This is a genomic window from Paenibacillus sp. ISL-20, from assembly GCF_018613005.1.
In the GTDB taxonomy this organism is placed as follows: Bacteria; Bacillota; Bacilli; order Paenibacillales; family Paenibacillaceae; genus Paenibacillus_AQ.
The window spans coordinates 1-23,484 of the sequence record NZ_JAGGRD010000018.1 but is presented as its reverse complement, the minus strand read 5'-3'; the positions used below and the strand labels follow the sequence as shown (position 1 = coordinate 23,484).

The 23,484-nt window shown below is 50.3% G+C and carries 15 protein-coding genes; 3 read left to right on the top strand and 12 right to left on the bottom strand.

The features are described from left to right. From J7E85_RS34815 to J7E85_RS10130, 5 genes are all read right to left on the bottom strand, one after another. Window positions 1-1,437, bottom strand: a complete 1,437-nt coding sequence (locus J7E85_RS34815; protein WP_215157415.1) for a family 43 glycosylhydrolase — start codon at window positions 1,435-1,437, stop codon at window positions 1-3. Between the two features lie 16 nt (window positions 1,438-1,453). Continuing rightward, window positions 1,454-2,332, bottom strand: a complete 879-nt coding sequence (locus tag J7E85_RS10145; RefSeq protein WP_215157413.1) for a carbohydrate ABC transporter permease — start codon at window positions 2,330-2,332, stop codon at window positions 1,454-1,456. A gap of 20 nt (window positions 2,333-2,352) precedes the next feature. Beyond that, entirely contained in the window at window positions 2,353-3,246 is an 894-nt protein-coding gene (locus J7E85_RS10140; RefSeq protein WP_372238778.1) for an ABC transporter permease, read from the bottom strand. Window positions 3,247-3,396: 150 nt separating this feature from the next. After that, window positions 3,397-4,932, bottom strand: a complete 1,536-nt coding sequence (locus J7E85_RS10135; protein WP_215157412.1) for an extracellular solute-binding protein — start codon at window positions 4,930-4,932, stop codon at window positions 3,397-3,399. A gap of 211 nt (window positions 4,933-5,143) precedes the next feature. Further along, a complete protein-coding gene (locus J7E85_RS10130; RefSeq protein ID WP_215157410.1) occupies window positions 5,144-6,682 on the bottom strand; it encodes an extracellular solute-binding protein in 1,539 nt (512 codons plus the stop codon). Window positions 6,683-6,910: 228 nt separating this feature from the next. Here J7E85_RS10130 and J7E85_RS10125 point away from each other — a divergent pair, with 228 nt between their 5' ends. Together J7E85_RS10125 and J7E85_RS10120 are read left to right on the top strand one after the other, a co-directional pair. Further along, on the top strand, window positions 6,911-9,193 hold the full coding sequence (locus J7E85_RS10125; RefSeq protein ID WP_251035635.1) for a helix-turn-helix domain-containing protein: 2,283 nt from the start codon (window positions 6,911-6,913) through the stop codon (window positions 9,191-9,193). Window positions 9,194-9,339: 146 nt separating this feature from the next. Continuing rightward, window positions 9,340-10,914, top strand: coding sequence for an FAD-dependent oxidoreductase (locus J7E85_RS10120; RefSeq protein WP_215157406.1), 1,575 nt, complete (start codon window positions 9,340-9,342; stop codon window positions 10,912-10,914). A gap of 96 nt (window positions 10,915-11,010) precedes the next feature. Here the strand turns inward: J7E85_RS10120 and J7E85_RS10115 are convergent, their stop codons facing one another. Beyond that, window positions 11,011-11,712: a 4'-phosphopantetheinyl transferase family protein gene (locus tag J7E85_RS10115; protein WP_251035626.1), complete on the bottom strand. Its 702-nt coding sequence runs from the start codon at window positions 11,710-11,712 to the stop codon at window positions 11,011-11,013. Between the two features lie 192 nt (window positions 11,713-11,904). Between J7E85_RS10115 and J7E85_RS10110 the strand changes: the two genes are divergently transcribed. Further along, entirely contained in the window at window positions 11,905-12,669 is a 765-nt protein-coding gene (locus J7E85_RS10110; protein WP_215157403.1) for an aminoglycoside adenylyltransferase domain-containing protein, read from the top strand. 190 nt (window positions 12,670-12,859) lie between these two features. Here J7E85_RS10110 and J7E85_RS10105 read toward each other — a convergent pair whose 3' ends face one another. From J7E85_RS10105 to J7E85_RS10080, 6 genes are all read right to left on the bottom strand, one after another. Then, entirely contained in the window at window positions 12,860-12,964 is a 105-nt protein-coding gene (locus tag J7E85_RS10105; RefSeq protein WP_127596271.1) for a YjcZ family sporulation protein, read from the bottom strand. A 901-nt stretch (window positions 12,965-13,865) separates the two neighbouring features. Continuing rightward, window positions 13,866-18,524 carry an S-layer homology domain-containing protein gene (locus J7E85_RS10100; protein WP_251035625.1) on the bottom strand — a complete coding sequence of 1,553 codons (4,659 nt, stop codon included), beginning with the start codon at window positions 18,522-18,524 and terminating at the stop codon, window positions 13,866-13,868. Window positions 18,525-18,654: 130 nt separating this feature from the next. Continuing rightward, window positions 18,655-20,193: an extracellular solute-binding protein gene (locus J7E85_RS10095; protein WP_215157401.1), complete on the bottom strand. Its 1,539-nt coding sequence runs from the start codon at window positions 20,191-20,193 to the stop codon at window positions 18,655-18,657. Window positions 20,194-20,483: 290 nt separating this feature from the next. Continuing rightward, window positions 20,484-21,401, bottom strand: coding sequence for a carbohydrate ABC transporter permease (locus J7E85_RS10090; RefSeq protein ID WP_215157399.1), 918 nt, complete (start codon window positions 21,399-21,401; stop codon window positions 20,484-20,486). A 16-nt stretch (window positions 21,402-21,417) separates the two neighbouring features. Continuing rightward, on the bottom strand, window positions 21,418-22,386 hold the full coding sequence (locus J7E85_RS10085) for an ABC transporter permease (RefSeq protein ID WP_215157397.1): 969 nt from the start codon (window positions 22,384-22,386) through the stop codon (window positions 21,418-21,420). 449 nt (window positions 22,387-22,835) lie between these two features. After that, window positions 22,836-23,069 carry a hypothetical protein gene (locus J7E85_RS10080; protein WP_215157395.1) on the bottom strand — a complete coding sequence of 78 codons (234 nt, stop codon included), beginning with the start codon at window positions 23,067-23,069 and terminating at the stop codon, window positions 22,836-22,838. Between the last annotated feature and the right edge of the window lie 415 nt (window positions 23,070-23,484).

Below are 23,484 nucleotides of genomic sequence, written 5' to 3'. Positions count from 1 at the left end.
TCAGCTGCTTATGACGTTATATGAAAAATTCCGAAAAATCACCCTGCCTTTACCGACGGCATCCAGTCCGATGCGGAGGCTCTGAAACCCACCAAACGTATTGTGATGGAATCCTGAAACATCCGCCACTTTGTCATACCGGAGCCATTCCACCCCATCGAAGCTGTAATTGAATGAAACGATATGCGCATCGTTAACCAACCGCAAAAATGCCCTGCGCCGATCATTCGGCATCGTGCCGTAGCCCTTAAATGACCGGAAATGCCGGACCCCACGCTCGTTGACTCCCATCCCGAGATATGCCGCATCGTTATAATAGAGCAGCAGGCGGCCTTCTGCCTGGCCCTCCACGATGATCTCGACCTCTGCTGAATAACGCTTATGGCCTGCCATGTAGAACAGCGGAGAAGCTTTTACCTCCTCGGATGCCGCCTCAGTTACCAATTCATGATTCCTCGGATGGAACCGGGCGGAAGGCTCCACGCCTTCGCACTGCCAATGCAAACCCAGCTCAGGACCGTCAAAGGGATCCCTAAACGCTGCTTGTATCCCAACCGTTGTTTCTCCTGCAAGACCCGGCTCATCGTCCCGGTAAAGACTCTGGCTGCCTCCCGCAGCACGAAACCATCCGTCTGAAGTCCATTCGATCGGTTCGAGCAAGGTCTGCCTGCCCAGCGAATGGAACCCGCCCGCATAAGCATGGTAGACCATCCACCACTGGCCGTCCGGGGAGTCGATCAACGAGGCGTGTCCTTTAGACCACCAGGGCTCATCCCTGGATTCCGTATGAACAATCGGGTTGTACGGAGAGTGCTCCCAAGGTCCCCATGGCGTTCTGGATCTTGACGACACGGCCATATGACTTGTGGGCGGTCCAGCTGTCCCCCCAACTGCCACCGTCAGATAGTAATATCCATCGTGAACGGTAATCTTCGGCCCCTCCAGACTGTAAGCCTCCACGACCCAATCGTCCGGATACCGCCAGCCGTTATACACATGTCTGACTTCGCCGGTGACCGCGAGTCCGTCCGCCGTAAGCTCTACAAAATCACCGCCCGACATATGCAAATAACGCTTTCCGTCCGGTCCTACCGTGTGCCCCGGATCAATTCCTTTGATCCCCAAATGGATCGGTTTGCTCCACGGTCCCATCGGACTGGATGCCGTTACGACCCAGTTCGTTCGCGCTGCCGGATAATAAATATAATACATGCCGTTATGCGCCACGAATTCCGGCGCCCATACGTCCCCCTCGTATTGGGGCAATGCTGCCCCAACCCGGCTCCAATTTAACAAATCACGCGAATGCCAGATGACGAGACCTGGCGTCAGCTTGTAAGAGGAATGTGTCATGTAATAATCCTCGCCAACCCGGATGATCGACGGGTCGGCATAATTGCCAGCAATGATCGGTGCACACTGTTTCTTTTCAAACACGATCCCTCACTCCTCTCTATCCCTTGATTGAACCCAGCAGCGCACCCTTCGCAAAATGCTTCTGCAGGAACGGATATACACACAGAATCGGCAGTGTGGCAATGACAACGACCGCCATCTTCACCGTCTGCTCCGGCGGCCGGACAAATTCGTCCATGCCGGAGGTGTCTGCCGCCAAACCGCTGGCAAGGATGACAATCTGCCGCAGGATGACCTGCACGGGCCATTTGGCTGCATCATTCAAGTACAAAATCGCCGACATATACGTGTTCCAGTAGGTAACCGCATAAAAGAGCGATATGGTCGCAATAGCAGGCATCGACAGCGGAATCACGATTCGGAACAGGATGCCCCAATCGCCGGCCCCGTCGATCTTCGCGGATTCCTCCAATCCCTCAGGCAGGTTTTGAAAGAAGTTACGCATGATGATGAGATTGAAGGCATTGATCGCCGTCGGGACAATCAGCGCCGCATACGTATCGATCAGCCCCATCTCCTTCACCACGAGAAACGTTGGGATCATTCCGCCGCTGAACAGCATCGTGAACAGGACCATGAACATGATGATATTACGGCCATCCAGATCCCTGCGCGACAGTCCGTATGCCATCAAGCAGGTTAACAGCATGCTGAACAAGGTTCCCAAGAAGGTGACGCCCATGGAAACGCCAAGCGAGCGAAACACCGTATTGGTTGAAAACACATATTTGTAAGCATCAAGCGACCATACGGTCGGAAACAGGACAAACTGCTTCTGCGCCAGCTCCGTCACGGTTGTGAAAGATCCGGCGATGACGTGAAGGAAAGGCAGGATGGTAACCAGGCCAATGATCAACAGCAGCGTATAGTTCACGATATCGAAGATTCGGCTCGATATCGTTTTATCTTGTACCATAGCGGTCCACCTTTCTGTAGTTAATAGATGCCTTCTTCTCCCGCTTTTTTGGCCAGCCAATTGGCCAGCATCACCAGAATGAGACCGATCAGCGATTTAAAGAACCCGACCGCCGTACTGAAGCTGAACTGACCTTGCTTAAGACCTGCGGTATAAACGTACGTATCGAATATCTCCGCCACATTCCGGTTCATTGAGTTTAAGAGGAGATAGATATGTTCGAACCCAAGTTCCAGCACATCGCCGATTTTCAAAATCAACAAAACGACGATCACGCTTCGAATCGAAGGAAGCGTAATATGCCACATTTGCCGAAAGCGGCTGGCCCCGTCAATCCGGGACGCCTCGTATAAACCGGGATCAATCGCCGCCATGGCAGCCAAATAGATGATCGTCCCCCAGCCTGCCTCCCGCCAGATGATCTGCATAACATACATCGGCCTGAACCATTCGCTGCTCATCAGGAAATTGATTTTTTCGAATCCGGCCATAACCAGCAATTCATTAATGATTCCGCGATCCATCGAGAGCATGACAAACGAAATGGATACGATGATAACCCAGGACATGAAGTGGGGAATATACACCAGCGTCTGGATAAAACGTTTAAACACTTCGCGCCGAACCTCGTTGAGCATTAAGGCAAGAATGATCGGCACGGGAAAATAGAAGGCCAGGTTCAAGAAAAACAGCAGCAGCGTATTGCCCAAAATCGTGAAGAACATCGGCTCGGTAAACAGCCGCTCAAAATGCTTGAGCCCCACCCAGGGGCTGCCCGTAACGCCTAGATAAGCCTGATAATCCTGGAAGGCTATAATCAATCCCGACATCGGGATATATTTAAAGATCAGGAAGTATAAAAATCCCGGAAGAATCATGAGGTAGATCGCCCGGTTTTTTATGATTCTCCTCATTCGACCGGACTCCGGTATTTTGGGGGCGCCCTTGCTCATCCCGGTCTTCACTGCGGTTTCGCTCATGATCTCAGACTTCCTTTCTATCCCGAAGCCTGCCGGAGACTGCAGCATCGCAGTCCCCGGCCATTCGGGATGCTGGCATGTTCGTTATTTGGATGATTCGTAGGATACGTTGAACTCATCGATGATTTGCTGACCGCCGCTCTTAAGCCAGTTATCCACGACCGCCTGGAATCCGGCCTCATCGATATCGCCAAGCATAAATTGATACGTGCCGTCTTTAATCATCTCCTGCAGCTGTACACCTTTTTCGTTAAACGTCTTGGAATCCAGTGATGCCGAAGGATCCTCAATGAGATAATCATTGTTCTCCGTGATCATTTCCTCCGATTTCGCTTTGACAGGGAGCATATGCTTCGGTTCATAAAAACCCTCGATCGTTAACGGCCCGCCGACCTGCATCGCTTGATAAGGCTTCACTTCGCGATCGGTCAGCTTGGTGTCTTCCGAAGGAATGACCTTGCCTTCCTCCAACTTCTGGTGCTGTCCTTCAACCCCCCAGTAGATCAGGTTGCCAAGCTCCGGACTCATCAACTGATCCATAAAGGCCAGCACATCTTTCAGTTCCTCTTCTGATTTGATAGCTGTTTTCGGAAAGAGTATCACCGAGCCATAGCCGGGAACCGACCAGATTCCGAATCCATTCGGTCCTCCTTCGATTTTATTCTGAACATCGAGTTCCGCATCCGGATTCACTTCAACGACCTTGGGATGCAGGCTGGATACGTCCCCCATTGCTCCGATATATACACCCGATTTGCCGGTAATGAACAGATTTTGTTGGTCGGTTTTGCTGGTAACCGGAAAATCCTGATTGATCAGGCCTTCCTGGTGAAGCTTCTTGAAGAATTTCATCGTCTCCATATATTCGGGGAACATAAACTCGGGAGCCAGCTTGCCGTCCTTCTCGCCCCAGTTATTCGGTGTGCCGAGCCACGAGCTAACCGTTTTGAACGCGCCATAGATCAGGTCATTCCGGTCCGTGAGCGGAATGGTGTCCTCTTTGCCATTGCCGTCCGGGTCCTTCTCCTTAAACTGCTTCAACATATTATAGAATTCGTCCACATTGGTCGGAGCGCTGAGCCCAAGCTTGTCGGCCCAATCCTTACGGTAAATGATGCCCTGACGCGACAAAGGCACTTCACGGTATAGCGCATAGATTTTGCCGTCCACCGCCGTGTTCTTTAACACTTCAGGTTTCAGCCTGCTGAGGTTCGGGTATTGATCCAGCAATGGCCCAATCTCCCAAAATTGCCCGTTGCGGATCGCATCACGCATATTCACAAGCGAGGCGGCATTCTTCAGGTACGTCACCTGCGGCAGCGTTCCGGTTGCAAAGGATGCATTGACCTTTTCATCATAAGTGCCGTCCGGCACCCACTGAATGTCAAGCTGGGTGCCTGTTTTCTCTTCCAGCAGCTTCTCAATCATGTCGGAGGGAACTTCAGGGGTATGGAGGTTGGCCATAATCGAGATGGTTACCGGTTCGCTCTTGTTCTCGCCTTGCGCTGGACTGCCATTTGAGCTGCCGGTTGCTGCAGGGGCGGAGTTGCCGCCACAGCCCGCCAACACGGATAAAGCGGTTACAATTGCCAGGATGGTACTGGCTTTCTTCTTCATCATCTTCTGACCTCCGTTTTAAATTTAAATATGGACTGACAAGAAACAGCTTAGATGACGGAAGTCTGGTACGTATATAATCCTCAGATTGGATATGGGAAGTTCGGTCGCGCCCGGCATTTAATGGAGTGGAATCAAATCTAATGATTATGTTGTCCATGAGATTGCTCGCGCCATGGCACAACAAAAAAATACCGCCGGGGAAATCAATCCCTTAGCGGTATTTCTCATGTAAATAGGGCCCGACCGTGCTTCGGTATGAAGCATTATATTCCTCGATAATCTGCCTGCCCCCCTCTTCCAGCCAGCGGTTGATCTCGGCCTCAAATCCCTGCTCATCGATCATCCCTAGCATAAATTGATAGGTGGCATCCCGCATGCGTTCATTCAATCTGACGCCGATCTCATTATACATCGGAGACTCCAGCGGTGCGGTGGGATCATAGATGAGGAAACGCTCATTATCGTAAATCAGCCGCTCGGCCTTATCCTTCGCCTGATTCAGAGTAACCGGCTGCAGCATGCCCGGTATGGTGCTGAATCCTCCGGCCATTAAAGCCTGATAGGGCTTTACATCCTTTTCCCTTAGCTCAAAGGCATCCACCGCCATCGCTTTGCCCTCCTGAACGGTATAATGGATCCCTTCGATGCCCCAATACATCAGGTTTGCAAGCTCGGGACTCATCAGTGCGTCATAGAAGGAGAGCACGCTCTTCAATTCCTCTTCTGTAGCAATCGCGGACTTCGGAAACAAGATCACCGTCCCGTACCCCTGCGAAGCCCATATCCCGTACCCTTCCGGCCCGAGAATCCGATTCTGAACGTCCAGCACGGCCTTGGGATCATTCGCCAGCAGCCTTGACTCCAGGGACAGTACGTCTCCCATCGCACCGATATAGACCCCGGCTTTTCCCGTTACGAACAGCTCCTGCTGGTCGGTCTTGCTGGTAATCGGGAAGTCTTCATTCATCAATCCTTCGCTGTGAAGTTTCTTGAAGAACTTCATCGTTTCCATATACTTCGGGAAGACGAATTCCGGCTGCAATGAATCGTTATACCATCCCCAATGGTTCGGAGTTCCATAATAGGAGCTAATCGTCTTGAAAGCCCCATAGATCAAATCGTTGCGGTCCGTCAAACCTATGGTGTCATCGATACCGTTGTTGTCCGGATCCTCATATGTAAACCCTTTCAACATTTCATATAATTCATCAAGCGTTTCCGGTGCCGGTAGTCCCAGCCGATCTGCCCAGTCCTTACGGTAGATGATGCCTGAACGGGCTAAGGGACGTTCCTGATACAAGCTGTACAGTTTACCATCGATGGCCGTATTCTTCAGAACCTCGGGCTTCAATCTCTGCAAATTCGGATAGTCCTTAAGATACGGGCCGATTTCCCAGAATAGCCCGCTCCGAATCTCATCCCTGAAATAGGACAAGGATGCGGCATTCTTCAGATACAGTGCTTGCGGCAAAGTCCCTGTTGCAAGCGAAGCAAATACCTTCTCATCATAACTCCCGTCGGGTACCCACTGAATGTTCAGCTGAACGCCCGTTTTTTCCTCGATCCATTTCTCGATCCGATCGGAGGGAACTTCGGTGGTGTGCAGGTTGGCCATAATCGAAATGCTGGTTGTGCGATCAGAAGACGTACTTCCGCTATCCGCTCCCGATGATCGGGCCATGCTGATGCATGCAGCCGATACCATCAGAAAAGCGAGTGTAAGAATGACATAGTTTGACAGACGGGTCATCAATCCGTTCTACCTCCGTTCCCCCATGTTTCTTGCGGATCCCATGTGAATGAAATGATCATAACATATGTACATCTTTTTTCATGACAAGGCAGGATGATCAAATACAGTGATTATTCTTTTCGAAATGATTATTGAATGTAACCCGGGTTGCCCATACAATGATTATACACTTTGTTAAACAGGAAGGTGTATCTATTGCATCCAAAAAGTAGCTATTATTCTAAAATGGTCCTGTTCGGCTGTTTCATCAGCATCATTCCTCTTGTAGCCCTCGGCTTCTTCTCGTTCATGAAATCATCCACCTCCGTTCAAAACCACGTCAACAGCAGCAATATCCAGATTATGAATCAAACCAACAGCAATCTCGAACAGGTGCTGCGGACCGTGGATTATACACTGAATTACGTCATTAATTCCAATATTCTGCAAAGCGCGTTGTATCGGCCCCTGTCCTATTATGACTTCCAATTGTATAACAAACTGAGAGAAGAGATGAGTCTGCTGCAATCTCCCGAAACAAAGGTTACGGACGTCATCCTTGCGAATACGACAACCAACTGGCTGATCAATAACCGGGGCATGTACGAATTTAATGAATACGCTTCCAAGGATGCGCTGCTGACACTCATGGAGCTTCATGGGAACTCCAATTGGGTGATGCTTGAAACGGAATCCCTCGGGTCCAGCGATACACTCAGTTATGCCTGCCCCTACACGATTGCGCTTGTGAAGAAAATGCCGCTCTCTTCCTCCAGCGCCCGGGGTGTCGCGCTCGCCACCATTCCCAGCTGCAGTCTCGCCGCTATGATGGATACCCCTTCCGAATCCCGGGAGGTAATGGTTCTGGACCACAATTACCGGATCATTGTGCATCCTGAGCAAGGAAAGCTCGGGCAATATCTGACCGATACCGGGTATGAGGAGGCGGAGCTGGGCCATTTTGACAATAAATCAGGGCAGTTCGAGACGAGGATCGACAACAAGCCGGTGTCCATTACGTACGTCCGGTCCGATTTTAACGGCTGGCTGTATGCCTCCTTTACCGAAATGTCCGCCATTACGAAGGAGTCCCGCTCCATCGGCTGGTTTACGCTGTATATTTGCATGCTGATGATCGGTTTCAGCATTCTGCTGGTATGGCTTGGAACACGGAAAATGTACACACCCATCCGGCACATTTTTGAAAATATCGTGGAGCGTTTGCCGGAAATCCAAGCCAACAAAAAGAGCGAGCTGCAAATCATCGACGAACATATCCGGGATATGTTCAATTCGAACACCAAGCTCCGCAGCGAGCTTCGGCAGACCAGCCAGCAGGTACGCACCTTTTTCCTCCATAAGCTGTTTCTGGGGAAGAGCAGTCCGCCCGAAGTGATGGAGCAGATCGAGCTGTTCGGCTTCAAGGAGCAAATATCCGCTTGGGAGCACCTGGCGGTATTTACCCTTCAGATCGATATGCTGGACGAAACCCGCTATGAACGCAAGGATCGTGATCTGTTGCTGTTTGCCATCAACAATATCATCGAGGAGATGATCCCTTCCTCCCAACGTCTCCCCTCCGTCATTATCGACCTCACGCAGGTTACCCTCATCGGACGAGGCGGTATCACGCTGGAAGCGTTCAACGACTATATCTATACGTTATCAGAAGAGATCCAGAAGACGACGCGCAATTTTCTCGATCTGGAGGTCAGCATCGGCATCAGTTTGCCTTACGAGAACCTATCCAAAACGGCACGCGCTTACCAGGAAGGGCTCGAAGCCCTTAAACACCGCATCAAGCTGGGGACCGGTGTCATTATCCCTTACTTCAGCCTGAACTCGGGCAAGCACACCCGGGTCTATTTCTACCCAATGCAGGTGGAGAACGAGCTGATTGATGCCATCAAGCTGGCTGATGAAGATCGAGCCGTAGAGCTTCTGAAGCAGTGGCTGCACGAAGTGTTTCGGAAGGATCGGACCCCGCATGCTTATCAAATCTCGCTCATCCGGCTGTTAAATGATCTGATGATCGTGATGCAGGAGAATGGGATCATGCTCGAGCAGCTCGACATCCGGGACAGCTCTCTTGTGGAGGAACTCCTTCGGCTCTACACCAATCATGATATCGAAAGCTGGTTTAAATCCCGCATCATCCGGCCGATGGTCAGTGTATTCCGGGATCGCCAGGACTCTCAATATCAGAATCTCTCCGAGCAGATGATCGAGATCATCCGCAATGAGTTTGACCGCAATATTACGCTCGAGGAATGTGCTTCGCGCCTCCATTACAACAATTTTTATCTTAGCAGCGTGTTCAAAAAAGAAACGAATATGTCCTTCAGCGAATACCTGTCCCAGTACCGCTTCAAGATGTCCAAGAAATGGCTTGTCGAAACCGATATGCCCATTAAGGATATTGCGGAGAAGCTGAGTTACAATAATTCGCAGAACTTTATTCGGTCCTTCCGCAAGCTGGAGGGGATGACGCCCGGGCAATATCGCAGCAAATACAAAACCGGACAATAAACCTTGTAAAACGGCATCAGATTACCAAAAAAGGTCACCTATGTCCCGTACTTTTCCTGCAGGAGAGAATCTACAATTAGAATAGTCACTTGTTGTGCTGATCTTGTGGATCATTTATGAAACTATCCCAAAAGGAGAATCTGTCAATGATACGAGAAATGCAGGCCGATATCGTCATTCTCGGCGGCGGGACAGGGGGAACAGCCGCTGCGCTTGCCGCCGCTAAATCAGGAAAGACGGTCATCATGACCGAGGAGACCACTTGGATCGGAGGACAGCTAACCAGCCAGGCAGTTCCGCCCGACGAGCATCCGTGGATTGAATCCTTTGGCTGCACGCGCAGCTACCGGCGGTTCCGCGAAGGTGTCCGTCAGTACTATCGCGATTTTTTCCCCATGACTCCCAAGGCTAGATCCAATGTGCAATTGAACCCCGGCAGCGGCATCGTCAGCCGGCTGTGCCATGAGCCGCGCACGGCTCTCGCCGTGCTGCATCAAATGCTGGCCCCGTACATTCACAGCGGACGGCTTACGATCCTGTATCAGTATGCGGCAGAGTCTGCCGACGTTTCAGGGGATCACGTGAACAGCGTAACCGTTCGTCATCTTGAAACGCAGGATCAAATCGCGCTCCGCGCCCCGTTCTTCGTGGATGCCACCGAACTCGGCGATTTGCTTCCGCTGGCGGGTATCGAGTATGTTACCGGCGCCGAGTCCAAATCCCAGACAGGGGAACCGCATGCCGTTGATGGCGATCCGCTGCCCCAGGACATGCAGGGCTTTACGTATTGTTTTGCCGTGGATTATTTGGAGGGTGAAGACCACACGATTGAGAAGCCTGCGCTTTACGATTTTTGGCGGGAGTATAAACCCGATTTCTGGCCGGATAAGCTGTTAAGCCTGACCGCCGTCAAGCCGTCCACGAATGAGCCGATCGAATATGAGATTTTTCCGGGACACGGCAAGTTTCCACTCTATCAATATCGGCAAATCATAGACCCGAAGCATTTCGCCGAAAGCACGTTCGAAAGCTCGGTATCGCTTGTGAACTGGCCGCAGAACGACTATTGGCTGGGCTCCATTATTGATGTTCCGAAGGAAGAGGCCGACCATCATATCTATCAAGCCAAGCAGCTTAGCTTGTCCCTGCTGTATTGGCTGCAGACTGAGGTGCCGCGGCCGGACGGCGGGAAGGGTTATCCCGGGCTGCGCCTGCGTCCCGATGTGGTCGGAACGGAAGACGGGATGGCCATGTATCCTTACATCCGTGAGTCGAGAAGAATTCAGGCCGAGTTTACGGTACTGGAGCAGCATGTGGCAACCGAATCGCGGCCGGACGGAGCTTCGGAAACGTTCCCTGATTCCGTCGGCATCGGCTGTTACCGGATCGATCTGCATCCGAGCACGGGCGAGCGCCCTTACATTGATATCTCGTCCCTGCCGTTCCAAATCCCGCTGGGCAGCTTAATTCCGAAACGGATGAAGAATGTGCTGGCCGCCAGCAAAAACATCGGGGTCACCCACATTACGAACGGCTGCTACCGGCTGCATCCCGTAGAATGGAACATTGGCGAGGCCGCCGGATACTGTGTCAGCTATTGCCTGGACCATGATATTCTGCCGACGGATGTGCGGAGCGATGAAGAAAGACTGGCCAGCTTCCAGCAAAAGCTCGTCAGCGAAGGAATCGAGCTGGCATGGCCGGCACTGCGTCCTGTCTGATCCGCCAGCTACAATCGAAATGCCAAAAAACCAGCTCAAGGGCATCGTCCTCAGGCTGGTTTTTCCTCGTTCCGTTCATAACTCATATCTCGTAACTCATAACTCCTCAGCGGTTACGAATTGGACGTTCTTAGGGAAATGACGGCTAATGCCGCACACCGACAGCTTGTAACCTTCTTCCACCGCATACTGTTTAAAATAGTAAGTCTCTCCGTTCTCACCAAGCACAGGTGCCCACTCCCCTCCCAGCAGTTCCAATGCAAACGAATCCAACGGCAAATGCAGGCCTTTGCCAACAGCCTTGATATAGCTTTCCTTTAATGTCCATAGATCGAAGAAGCGGGAAAGCCGGACGGAAGGATCACAGTGTAACAGCGCGTTAAACTCGGTTTTATGGAAAAAGCGCTTGGCGATATCCATATCGATGGCTTCCATTTTCTCCACGTCAATCCCAACCGGCTCGTGGCTAACGGCGCACACGATCCAGTGCCCGGAATGGGAGACATTAAAATGGAGATTGTCATGATGCTTTAAGGATGGCTTGCCATATGCGTTCCTTATGATTTCTATATGCATCGGATCAAGTCCCAGCTTATCCTGAAGGATTCGATGGACCATGGCATCACCGAGCACCGACCGTTGGTAATCGCTCGCTCTTTTGAATTTGGACACATAGTCCTGTCGATCGGGCGATAACGTCTGGAACAAGGCACGGAACGTCTCATCGCGAATTTGGTCCGAATTCTTGATTGCATATACTTCGATATGGCTTGGTTGGTCATCATGAAAAGTATTCATAACTCCGTCCTTTCAACAAAAAACATAGTCACGTGTTCACTTCGATATGTACATTCGAATCCCCTGCTTGCTTTATTAGTCTCCCTGTCCCAATTCCAAGTATATACGGACGAACGGATCGATTAATTGACAAAGGAAAGAATCCCCGAACATAATGGATGAATATCATACAGGGTGAAGGTGGGGTTTCGATTGGACACGCAATGGGTTTTGGATCAAGTGGTCGATTTGTTTAAGGAAGAGCTTGGCGGCAATCTAGTCGGCATTTATTTACATGGTTCGTTAGCTATGGGCTGCTTCAATCCGGACACAAGCGATATCGATCTGCTGCTTGTCGTAGCGGACAAGCTGACATCGGATCATATGAGACGACTGGCCAAAAAAATCATAGCGTTCCACGATGGTATGCCCAATCAACAGGGGTTGGAGCTGAGCCTTGTCCTGGAATCCAGTCTGCAGAAGCTCGTCTATCCGCCTCCATTCGAGTTCCATTACTCCGCCTTTCATCGCGAGAAGTACCTGAACAATGACAATTACCTATGCGGCGGATTCCAAGACGCCGACCTGGCCGCCCATTATACCGTAATCTTTCATCGGGGCATTGCCCTGTACGGCAAACCAGTTCGCGAGGTCTTTACATCCGTTGACCGGGAGCATTACATACAAGCCATCCTCCATGACGTGGAGGGTGCGGTACAAGACATCACCGGCTCCCCCATGTACTACACGCTAAACCTGTGCCGAGTGCTGTACTATCTGAAGGATGGCGCTGTTTCCTCCAAAAAAGAAGGCGGTGAATGGGGCCTGCGCACGCTTCCTTCCAAGTATCACTCTATTATTGAGCGTGCCTTGCATCAATATAGCGGATTAGACCAGAATCCTGCGGATTTCTCTCCGAATGAACTCACCGCATTTGCCGGCGATATGCTGGAGTTGATCCGAAAGGCACTGGAATAGTGCAGAGATTGCCGGCCGATCGACATGCCGGACATTCCTAAAGGATTGTTCCGTGGTATTGAAGAGCGTTCATTGAGCGCTAAGTAAAGCTCAGAGGGGAAGTTTTCCCCCTTAACATAGGCACGCTGTGTTATCCGGACGCAGCACACATCAAGTTAAAGGGGACTAAACAAGGATGCTTAGCCATGGTTTAAATCCAGAAAGTGCTTAATACAATCACCAACAGGATAAATAATACCAAGACAATGCCTACTGAAGTTCCATATCCGCCGTGACAGCATTTATCGTAACTCATCGATATTAACCTCCTTGCATTGTGGAATGGTACAGTTTATGTATATAGATGCCCTTAGACAGGGCATTTCAGCAATGATGATCAGAATGTGCATTAGTCCAATATCATGCCATGCCTCCTGCAAGCCCGATGCAGGGATCGGGCCTGCTCCTATTTATTGGAACTTTGTACAGACTCCTGCGTAATGTTTACTTTAAGGAACTAATCACATCCTGAAGCGAGGTGCACATTATAAAAAAATTCAGGTTTGGAAGATCCCGTTTAGAAAACTCGGCAAACATCATTGCCCTCTTATCTGATACCGTGTTATATATCCCGCGACTGATGATGAAATTATTCAACTGAAGGCTGGGTGGATGGCCTCTGCATTCGCGACGCACTATAACCCCATTTAGACATAAAAAGTTCACTACAGTCACACAATCAAAAAGGGGGGGATTTGTTGAAGGTTATATTAAAACTGTATTCGGAGTATTTAATTATCCCGCGCCCTTTTCGATTATTGGTTCTGTGGGGTTGGATTGTTTTGTTTATAGCTACTGGGATTAGATTTAATTGGTTCTTCTAACTCAACTTTTACTTGATGACTCATTATTTTGGAGAGCTATCTTATGGATAAATTAACAATCTTCATCGTTAAGTCTCTGGCAGTTGTTATGTTCATCCTTCTATTTATCGGTGTTTTCCTGCTTGGCAGATTTGTTGGTAACGCAACTCCCTGGTACGTAACAACCTCCTTGCTTATACTGTTGATTCTTAGATGGGTTTACTTAAGAATAAAAAATAATTACTAACGATACGGATCGATAATTTATCCGTATTTGATAGATCGTTACTTCTGTGCAATTTCCAGGGCCAAATACATAACAAAGACCCGTTTTTTTCGAACGGGTCTTTGACTTTAGCGGTTTATGAATTCTGCCATCTGCAGCATTCTGGTTAATACGACCGCGCCTTCAGCACGGGTAGAATGGGCTTCTGGAACGAATCGGTCAGAAGAACGTCCCTCCATCAATCCTGATTTGACGATGGCTGACACAGCCTCTTCGGACCAGGATGCGATGCGTTCGCGATCCTTGAACCCTTCCAATATGGAGTCCGGGTTTCCTGTCTCCAGATCCGTACCAGCAAGCTTCAGTGCACGGAGCAGCAAGACACTCATCTGCTCACGGGTAATCTCCTCGTTCGGACGGAACGTACCATTACTGAAGCCTTCGATCAGCCCATGCTCCACAGCCGTAGCGACAGCGGCTGCATACCAATCGTTTGCCTTCACATCCTGGAAGCTCGCATGAACTCCCTGATCCTTCAAACCGAGCGCGCGAACGAGCATCGCTGTGAACTGCGCTCTCGTGATCGACTCGTTTGGACCAAAACGCGTATCACTTAATCCCTCGATCAATTGTTTTGAGGCCAGCAGCGAAACGTCCTCGCGAGCCCAATGGCTGCTTAAATCCTCAAACGTCTTCGCATGGGAAACTACGGAATAAACCCCGCTCTCCCTCCACTTAAACTCCGCTTGGGATTTGCCGTTCGACGTGTGAATGAGCGCCGGTACGAAGACCAGCTTGCCGGATGCTGAATCCAATCGCAGCACCGTCGTTTGGGATGGACTGACGATACTGGACAGGGACCTGGTAAACTTCGCATAAGCTCCCTTCAGTGCTGGCAGTTCCGATAACTTGTCACCCTGTTTCCAGGCTAATGTAATGGTAAGCGCTGCATCCAGTTTGGAGGCTCCTGCCTCCAACGCTGCGTTCACCCGATCCTCTTCTTCTTTCGAAGCTAAACCGATGCGAATTTGCAGACTTTCCGCTGTACCCCGTTGTTGTAAAGCTTCCGTAAGCGAATGCAGCGGAATTTCCAATCGGCCAAGGGAGGATTCCAGCACGATGGAGCCCCCCGGCAGGTCCTTCACCGCAGCGCTCAGCCCCTGTACCGGCAAGTGAAGAACGACGGCATCCGAAGCGTCGGCCACCGAATACGTAAGCACGCGTGAAGCAGCGGGCAGCTTACTGAGCCGTTCCACATCAGCGAGCAAACGTTTCTCGTTCGCATCCGCTACGATGACCGTACCGCCTCCAGATGCTGTCTCTTTCTTGATGCTCAACCGCTCGGGCTCTGATGGTTTAGGAGGTGGCGTTGTCGATCCTCCACCGGAAGAACCGGAGCCGCCGCCCGGAGTCCCCGGATTGGATCCGCCATCTCTCGTAGAGGTCCGGATAACCTCAAACGTTTTACTGTTCGTTTTGAATTCGTCAACGAACACGTCCACTTTGATCGAATTGACGCCTGTTTGCAGTGGAACATTAACTGTAAATTCACCGCTGGCTGCCACGGCGGCATCAGCACCGTTCACCTTGACAGTCGCTTTGCCGGGCCCGAGAACTTCTACAAGCCCTTTCAGAGCAAGCTGGCTGTCGCGCGTCTCTTTGCCCTCGTCGTCCATCAGCCCGCTTAATACGGCTGAACGAACCTGATCCCCGTTATTGTAGGCATTGGCAACGAGCTGACGCAGCGTTCTCGTGCCTGACGGGTCCAGGGTGGAAATGACGAAGCCTCCCTGCGGAATAACGCTGTTATTCTCTTCCGGCGCTCCCCAGCTCCAGTTGATCGCTTGATTCCGGTTGACCACGCGGGTCACGTGGCCCGTATTGTCCACCACCACTTCCACTCCAAAGCGGTTCGTGCCCGTAGAGTAACCGAAGGCTTCCGTCATTACATTAACGTTTCCCTCGATCCGGTTGATATTATAGAAATTGCCTTCAAGGAACGAATCCGGACTTCCCGGCAAGCTCATGCCGAGCTGGTAATCCTTCACCCACTCCTTATCTTGGAGAGCAGCCGCCGCGATCGGCCAGTTGACCTGGGATGCGTCAAACAGCATCAGTCCGTTCGTGGACTTCAGCCCCGCCTGGAACACTTCGCGCTGAACGGCAGGTGCCTGCACATTGTTCATGGCAATGCCTGCATACAGCGGAATTTCCCCGTTCGTTACGATATTGCCGAGCGTAATATATTTCTGAATTTCCTGGCTGGTGGTTTGATAAGCCCCGATCATCAGAAAATCCAAATACTCGATATACCCGGTATCATAATATTCCGGTGTATACACCGATTCGTCCGGCATGCCGAGTGCGGGATCGAACCGGAAGTTCTTGCTGCCCCAGTTCACGCCGTTCAAATAATACGTTTCATACCAGGATCCAACATAGGAGGATACCTCGATCTTTCTGCCTGTTGAAACTTCATAAGAATCCACCAACGTCTTCACTTCGCCGAAGAAGCTCTGAATCGTGCCCGAGCGGAATTCCCACCAGTCCTGAATCAGCGGACCGTATACCCGAACATTGTTTTCATAATAGAAAATATCGTTTGGCCAATTGACAAGTTGCTTGTTCCGTGCCTGCAAAAACTGCTCGAACTTCACGCGAGTTTCGTCGCTAAAATCGGCCCCTTCGTTGTCATATCGGCTCCGGTCATGGACAACGCCGTCCACATCGTAATTCTTAATAATCTCCTCAAATGTTCGAAGCTGATAATTGCGAACCTCGTCATTGGACGGATTGACGAAGGCTACCAAGCCCTGCTTTTTACTTTCACGTAGACGTTTGATCTCGCCATTGTTCTCCGCGAAATATACACGTTCCTCCCAATCGAGATGATCGTTCAGAACCGCATACTCGTTGTGGGCAATCGATCCTTCGGCAAACACATTAATCGCCGCATGAATCTCTAATCCCAGCGCATGACCGTGGTCAATGAACTCCTGCAGCAGATCCAAGTCCGGACTTGCGCCTGCTTTTTCGGGTGCCTTGATCTCGCTGACGTAAGGTCTGCCCGTCATATCGTTCTTCTTGTACGAGACATAACCTTCAACGCCTTTCACATCAAACGCGACCGAGGTAACACCCGATTCCTTGGCTTTTTGCAAGAATGCCAAAACATCCTCGCTCGTTTTAAACTTTCTGGCATTGGAAGCCTGGTCCACCCAGAGAATGACTTCTTTATCCGGGGAGAAATCAGGCCTTGCAAACACCGCAAGATGACGCACATCCTGCTCAATGTCATTTTTCAACACTTTGACTTCGATATAATTAGTGCCGTTTGCTAACGTGTAGTTATGGGTGAAGGTACCATCCGCTTCAAAAGGAATCTCGTTACCGTTCACAAGAAGTTTGATCGCGGTAATGTCGTCCATGTTGTCGATGCGCCCCGTGATCGTGGTGCTGCCTTCCGTTACGGTATACATCGTCTGATTATCCAGCGTAAGCCTTGCAATGAGGCCATTGCCGCTCATGATGTCGCGTACTTGCACCACTTCCCCATTCTTCCGCAGCTTGATCATGTCCCCGACCTTAAAATTCTCGGCCAAATAGCGCTTGATGTTATTGCCTGCGTAGCTGTTGTCCTGTGCCATCAGCACATAACCGCCTTCGGGGATTTCAAGCTCGGTCGGCCCGGTCCATACGGGCGGCTTCCCGTTGATCGAAGGATTGATCACCCGTAATACGCGGTTGTTGGCATCCACCTGCACGGCGACATTGGTCTGGGGAATCGTGATGGAGCTGCCGTAATCCCTTGTAAAAATCGCAACGATGTTCGGCACGCCCGTAACATCTTTGTCGACATAGTCCAGCTTCTTGCGCGGACCTTCAATGTCGATCGTAATATCCTTCGGCGCCGCTTCGACTTCTATATAATCCTGGTTCTCGATCGGCTCGTACACGATGTTCAGTGTATGAACTGCCAGTTCGCGATCTCCCTTGTACAGCTTTACCGCAACCGTATTCGGGCCTGGTTCCAAATAAACATTGATCCGAAACACGCCATCCGCCGTTAGTGCGGTCTTATCGCTATTAACGGTTACGCTTAAATCCTGATCAGCGGCATAGTTCGCCACAAAACCTGCAATCTCAATGACCGGAATATCCACGGTCGTATCCGTTTTTGTAATCAGATGCAGCTCGGGTGGCAGCGGATCGGGCCCAGGACCCGGTCCAGGCGAATCCGGCAGGAAATCACCCGCAGTCACTTCTCCGCCCGCCCGCATCAGCTTAACCGAATCTCCCGTTTTGTTATGATTGAAGAGAGGTTTCTGAAAAACGGATTGATCCCACGTATTGGTGCCGCCAGCCACTACAACGTAACCACCGGCCGGAATCGGCAGCAGCGTGCCCGGAGGCCAAGAAGTCGGAGGATCAGCGTCCGGTCCAACCACATTCTGCACGATGCCGCCCGCATCCACGGAGACCGCGACATGAAGTGTAGGCACCCATACCTCATCGGTATATACGGAATCCGTAACTGTTGCGCCGCTGGTATACAGCGCCAAATAATCATTTTTTCCTTCCACCGTGTCGCCTGCCACGTTGATATCCGTGAACTCCAGAATCTCTCCGCCTTGGGAGACCAAGGTAACGGGATCCGTGCCCGCACTTTGCGCCGGGGAAATTTCGTTATCCGCGAACGCGGAGGAACCAACCGGAACGATGAGGGAAACGATCAGTGACAGACTGAGAAACAGTGCGATCCGCCTGCGAAATAAACGATACATCATTGATTACCACCCTTCTCTTATTCAGAATGAACCGTTTGGTGCCATTTAAATTCAACCAACACCTCCCCTCTGTTATTTAATTTTGAAAAAAGCAGCCGCCAGCGCAGACTGCTTTTTCAAATTGAATCATTTACTTCGAGGACTGAAACCATTCATTTGCTGCGGTTACCATATCGGCTCCACCTTCGGCTCTCCATTGAGCCAGGAATTGATCGTAAGCATCAATCGGCTTCGCTCCGGAAATGAATTGCAGCACATTGTCATCGAGCATGGTCGACAATTTCAGCTGATTTTTGGATACAGCTTCAATTGGCGGTGCCGTTGACATCGGATCCACTACGATAATGCCCTCGGCATTTTTCTGGAAAGCTTCGAAATGTGCTTGCAGAATCGGATCCTTACGAACGCGTGCCTGCCAGTAAATCGGATACTTCTCTTCGTCTACCCCGGTTAGAAAATTGCTTGCATTACTCAATTCATCATTGAAGATCGGCAGAATCGGATAGTATTTCTCTTCCTTCACTTCATAATGTACGCCTTCCTTACCAAGCGCGATGCCCTTAAACGTCTCAGGCTCCATCTTCGCGTTCAGGAATTCCATGGCTGCTTCCTTGTTCTTCGAGGATTTCAGGATAGCCACATACCAAGTGGTGTTTGTTTTAACACCGACAACGGCTTTGCCGTCTTTCCCTTTCAGATAAGGAATAATGGACGTTTTGGCATCCGGGAAGTTTTTGGTCAGCGCATCAATCGTTGTCCCGGCATTCCACCAGGCCAACTCATACATCGCAGCTTTACCGCCTGAAAATTTTTCAATGGATTTCTGTGCGGTATTAATCGGAGTCTCGGTATCGAGCAATCCTTCTTTATACAGTTTATTCATAAAGGTTAGATACTCTTTCATCTCTGGAAGCTCAGCCCGATGCACCAGCTTACCATCGACCTCTTTCCAATCCGTCAAAACGCCAAATGTCGTGGCAATGTTGCCATAAATAGCAGGGGCCTTATTGCTCACCGTGAGCGGAATGACATTCTTCTTCTCTTTGATCGTTTTTAGCACATTGTAAAGCTCATCGGCGTTCGTCGGTGTGGACAATCCTAATTCATCCATCCAATCCTGTCTAACCACCAGTGCCTCCCCGATACTTACGCCCGCCCCAGTCTCGGGAATGCCGTAAATCTTCCCGTCGATGGTGGCACTGCCAAAGGATTCCTGCTTAATGGATTGCTTAATATAATTGCCGTGGGATTCCAGCAGCTCATCGATCGGCTCGAGCGCTCCCGCAGAGGCCAGATTGTAGAACTGGAGTGCATTCAATTTCACCAAATCATAGTTATCTTTGCTGGATACAAGCAGGTTCAGCTTCTCATCCGCGTTCTCGGCCGGCAGCAGTTCGTATTCCACATTGAATCCGGTTCTTTCCTGGATGTACTTGGCTACATATTCGGTCTTCGGGTCAAACAATCCATATTGCATGATCATGCGCAGACCCGGTTTTTCGGCCGTTGTGCCCCCGTTCCCCTCGTCTTTCGGTGTGGTTGCCGGTGTGTCCGATGGCTTAGCGGCCGGCGTGTCCGTCGTGCCGCCTCCCCCGCCGCCGCATCCGGATAGCGCCAGCGTGAATCCGAGAATCCCGGCCAGTACTGCGGATTTTTTAATCTTGATCATGGATAACCCTCCTTGTGATTGAGAAATTCAATGAATTCTGCCATCTGAGCAATACGAAGCGCATCACCACCTTTATAAGATAACCCCACAAAGTGGGGCCTTGCTCCGAAGTCCATTCAGGTACTTTGCGGGGACCCCGGAAATTATAACTTCTATGATGTTAAGAAAAACGTCTATCGACGTACTCTCCAAGAAGACAGACCGCGATTAGCGGTAGTTTTTCTTGAAATATAGGCTGCAGATCCTCCAAAGTTTATACTTTCTGATCTCTTCAGAAAACCTGATGAAATCTAGCCTTTAACCGAACCTACCAGCACGCCTTTGACAAAATATTTTTGCAGGAACGGATACACCAGCAAAATCGGGATCGTTGCCAGCAGAATTGAAGATGCTTGGATGGACTGCGGCGTCGCGTTAATCGCGGCATCGACATTATCCTTCAGGAAGTCCCCGCTGGACGAAACCAGCAATTCCTTCAGGTACAGCTGCATGGGTTTGATCGCCGGGTCAGTAATGTAAATCATCGCCGCAAAGTAGTCATTCCAGAAAGCGACCGCAAAGAACAAACCGATCGTTGCCATGACGGGAAGTGAGAGCGGCACAATGACCGAGACCAAGATGCGGATATTCCCCGCTCCGTCCAGCTTGGCGGATTCCTCGAGCTCATCCGGAAGCCCCTCGAAATAGTTTTTAATGATGAGCATGTTGTACACGTTCACCATCGCCGGCAGGAATAACACCGGGAAGGAGTTCACCAGATTCAAATTCTGCATGAGGAGGTAAGTCGGAATCAGTCCGCCGCTAAAGAGCATGGTGAATACGAAGATCAACAGCAGGCCTTTCCGTCCGCGCAACCGGTATTTGGACAACGGATAAGCCGTCAGCGTGGTCAGAAACAGGCTGCAGGCTGTTCCGATGATCGTCAGAAAAATGGAAACCTTAAGCGAATTCAAGAACATGGAATCCTGCAGCACGTACTTGTACGTTTCGAATTGAACCCCGACGGGGAGCAGTCCAACTTGACCCGATATGACGGCTCCCTCGCTGCTTAGGGATTTTGCGATCAGATTCATGAAAGGCAGCAGGGTCGTTAAACCCATCACGATGAAGAACGTATAATTAAATACCGAGAAGCATTTTTCCGAGAACGACGTTTTGATGACACCTCGGGTGGTGTTTATTCCTTCCAAAGCTTTTTTGTGATCCATTTGCGCCACCCTTTCTTTACCAGATCCCGCGCTGTAAGTATTTTCTGCTCATGGAATTGCCGATGATGACCAATGTGAAGGATATCACCGCTTCGAACAAGCCAACCGCGGTTGAGAAGCTGTAATCCTGGTTCCCGAGACCCTGCCGGTATACATAGGTTCCAATGACATCCGATACCTGGTATACCACCGGATTGTACATGACGAGAATCTGTTCCGTTCCCGCTTCCAGCACGTTCCCGAGCCGCAGGATAAACATCAGGACAATAATCGGGGCGATCCCCGGGAGCGTAATATGCCACAGCTGCTTCCATCGCCCGGCCCCGTCGATCTTCGCTGCTTCATACAGCATCGGGTCAATCATTGTAAACGCTGCCAAATATACGATCGTGCTCCAGCCCGTTTCCTTCCAGCCCGCTGATGTGATCAGTACGCTCCGGAACACACTGTTATCCAGGAAGAACGCAATCTGCTCCATGCCCAGGGATACCAGCAATTTATTGACGATTCCTCCGTTTGTTGAGAGGAGATCGATAAATAATCCGCCAACAATGACCCAAGACAGGAAATGCGGAAGATAGATGACGGTTTGCACCGTTCGTTTAAATACCATATTCCTCAGCTCATTGAGCATCAGTGCAATAATGATAGGGAGCGGAAACAAGATCACGATTTTCAGGAAGCTGATGATGACCGTATTTTTGAATACCTGAGCAAAATCCGGCGACGTGAACAGCTTCTCGAAATGCTTCCATCCCACCCACGGGCTATCGGCAAATCCGGTGAATATGTTGAAATCCTTAAATGCAATCGTAATCCCGTACATCGGTGTGTATTTAAACAGTAAAATGAACAAGATGCCCGGTACGAGCAGCAGATATAGATCCCACTCTTTCCATATGTCGGAACCTAAGCGGCCCCAATACCCTCGTTTTGGCTTCAATTCTCTGTGCGGTGCGGGCGATGGTTCTAACGTGGGTTTCATCGACTCGTCTCCCCCTTTCTATTGATTCAATCTCCTTGGTTACTACAAATTGTAATTCCCGCCGAAGCGACTGAGTAGGCGAGGATCATTACTATTTATGGTAATATGATGTTGTGTTGGGGCATGGACGTCAGTAATTGTGCCATGAGGTTACGGTGGGTATTTCATGAGGTGTTAAGTTGTCACGATTGGCTAATTGCTGCCAGCCGAAAATTCATAACTGAGATTCAAACCATTTGCTTTCAAAACCCCTAGGACCATTTGAACCCCTAGCCCCTATTTGAACCTTCATCGAAAAAAGGGGATGGTTCATCACTCCGCATGCGGATTGTTCTTCCGATCCCTGTTACCCCCGGATTTCTTCTGAATGAATGAAACAATGTTGAAATCCGGGGATAAAGGGGACCGCTCACGCTTCTCCAGAACAATTCCGCCTGCTCCGTTGAAGCTTACTCAAGAATGATGTTGGCATTCGAAACACGGCAATGCCGTGTTTCGTCGCCATATGGGAGGCCTCGCTGCTTTCTGCCTAGCTTGGCCTCGCCTCTATACACTCCCCCAGCCACACTGCGCGGGTGATTACTTCCGCCCTGCCGATGGTTGGGGCTGGGGGTAAAAGCAAACGAGCCGTTCGGGATGTATGACCCGAACGGCTCGTTTGCTTGTTTAAGTAACAGCGGCATGCTATGCTGCGCTGCGTTTTCACCCCTCCCCCACCCTCATGGGGGGAGGCTTTTGGGTTGGTTTGGATCCTCGCGGACCAGCGGAGAGAACGTACCGATTCCGGAAAAGCGTAGAGCTGTCGCCCGAAAGTTTTCCATCGGAAAACTCACATCTAAAGCATAAACTGGAGCCGAAATTCTTCCGTAAACCCTAATTCCAGGAATTCGGCGACAACAGTTATCATGAACGAGACAGACTCCCCGTAATTGCAACATCTTAGGTTAATTTTGGGAATAATGGTGTAGTAGAAGCTAAACCAAAACCAAAATCAGAGCTAAATTGCAAAGGAGAGTCTGTACTATGAAGGATACCATAAAATACGTAGGCTTAGACGTGTCAAAGGAAAATATTGCGGTATCTGTAGCTGATCCAGGA

Bases quoted from the DNA above. Each gene is read 5' to 3' on its own strand.
- J7E85_RS10090 (WP_215157399.1), bottom strand. From the start codon at position 21,401: ATGGATCACAAAAAAGCTTTGGAAGGAATAAACACCACCCGAGGTGTC.
- J7E85_RS10085 (WP_215157397.1), bottom strand. From the start codon at position 22,386: ATGAAACCCACGTTAGAACCATCGCCCGCACCGCACAGAGAATTGAAG.
- J7E85_RS10115 (WP_251035626.1), bottom strand. From the start codon at position 11,712: ATGAATACTTTTCATGATGACCAACCAAGCCATATCGAAGTATATGCA.
- J7E85_RS10095 (WP_215157401.1), bottom strand. From the start codon at position 20,193: ATGATCAAGATTAAAAAATCCGCAGTACTGGCCGGGATTCTCGGATTC.
- J7E85_RS10125 (WP_251035635.1), top strand. From the start codon at position 6,911: ATGGTCCTGTTCGGCTGTTTCATCAGCATCATTCCTCTTGTAGCCCTC.
- J7E85_RS10100 (WP_251035625.1), bottom strand. From the start codon at position 18,524: ATGATGTATCGTTTATTTCGCAGGCGGATCGCACTGTTTCTCAGTCTG.
- J7E85_RS10105 (WP_127596271.1), bottom strand. From the start codon at position 12,964: ATGAGTTACGATAAATGCTGTCACGGCGGATATGGAACTTCAGTAGGC.
- J7E85_RS10080 (WP_215157395.1), bottom strand. From the start codon at position 23,069: ATGCCGCTGTTACTTAAACAAGCAAACGAGCCGTTCGGGTCATACATC.
- J7E85_RS10135 (WP_215157412.1), bottom strand. From the start codon at position 4,932: ATGATGAAGAAGAAAGCCAGTACCATCCTGGCAATTGTAACCGCTTTA.
- J7E85_RS10130 (WP_215157410.1), bottom strand. From the start codon at position 6,682: ATGACCCGTCTGTCAAACTATGTCATTCTTACACTCGCTTTTCTGATG.
- J7E85_RS10120 (WP_215157406.1), top strand. From the start codon at position 9,340: ATGATACGAGAAATGCAGGCCGATATCGTCATTCTCGGCGGCGGGACA.
- J7E85_RS10140 (WP_372238778.1), bottom strand. From the start codon at position 3,246: ATGAGGAGAATCATAAAAAACCGGGCGATCTACCTCATGATTCTTCCG.
- J7E85_RS10145 (WP_215157413.1), bottom strand. From the start codon at position 2,332: ATGGTACAAGATAAAACGATATCGAGCCGAATCTTCGATATCGTGAAC.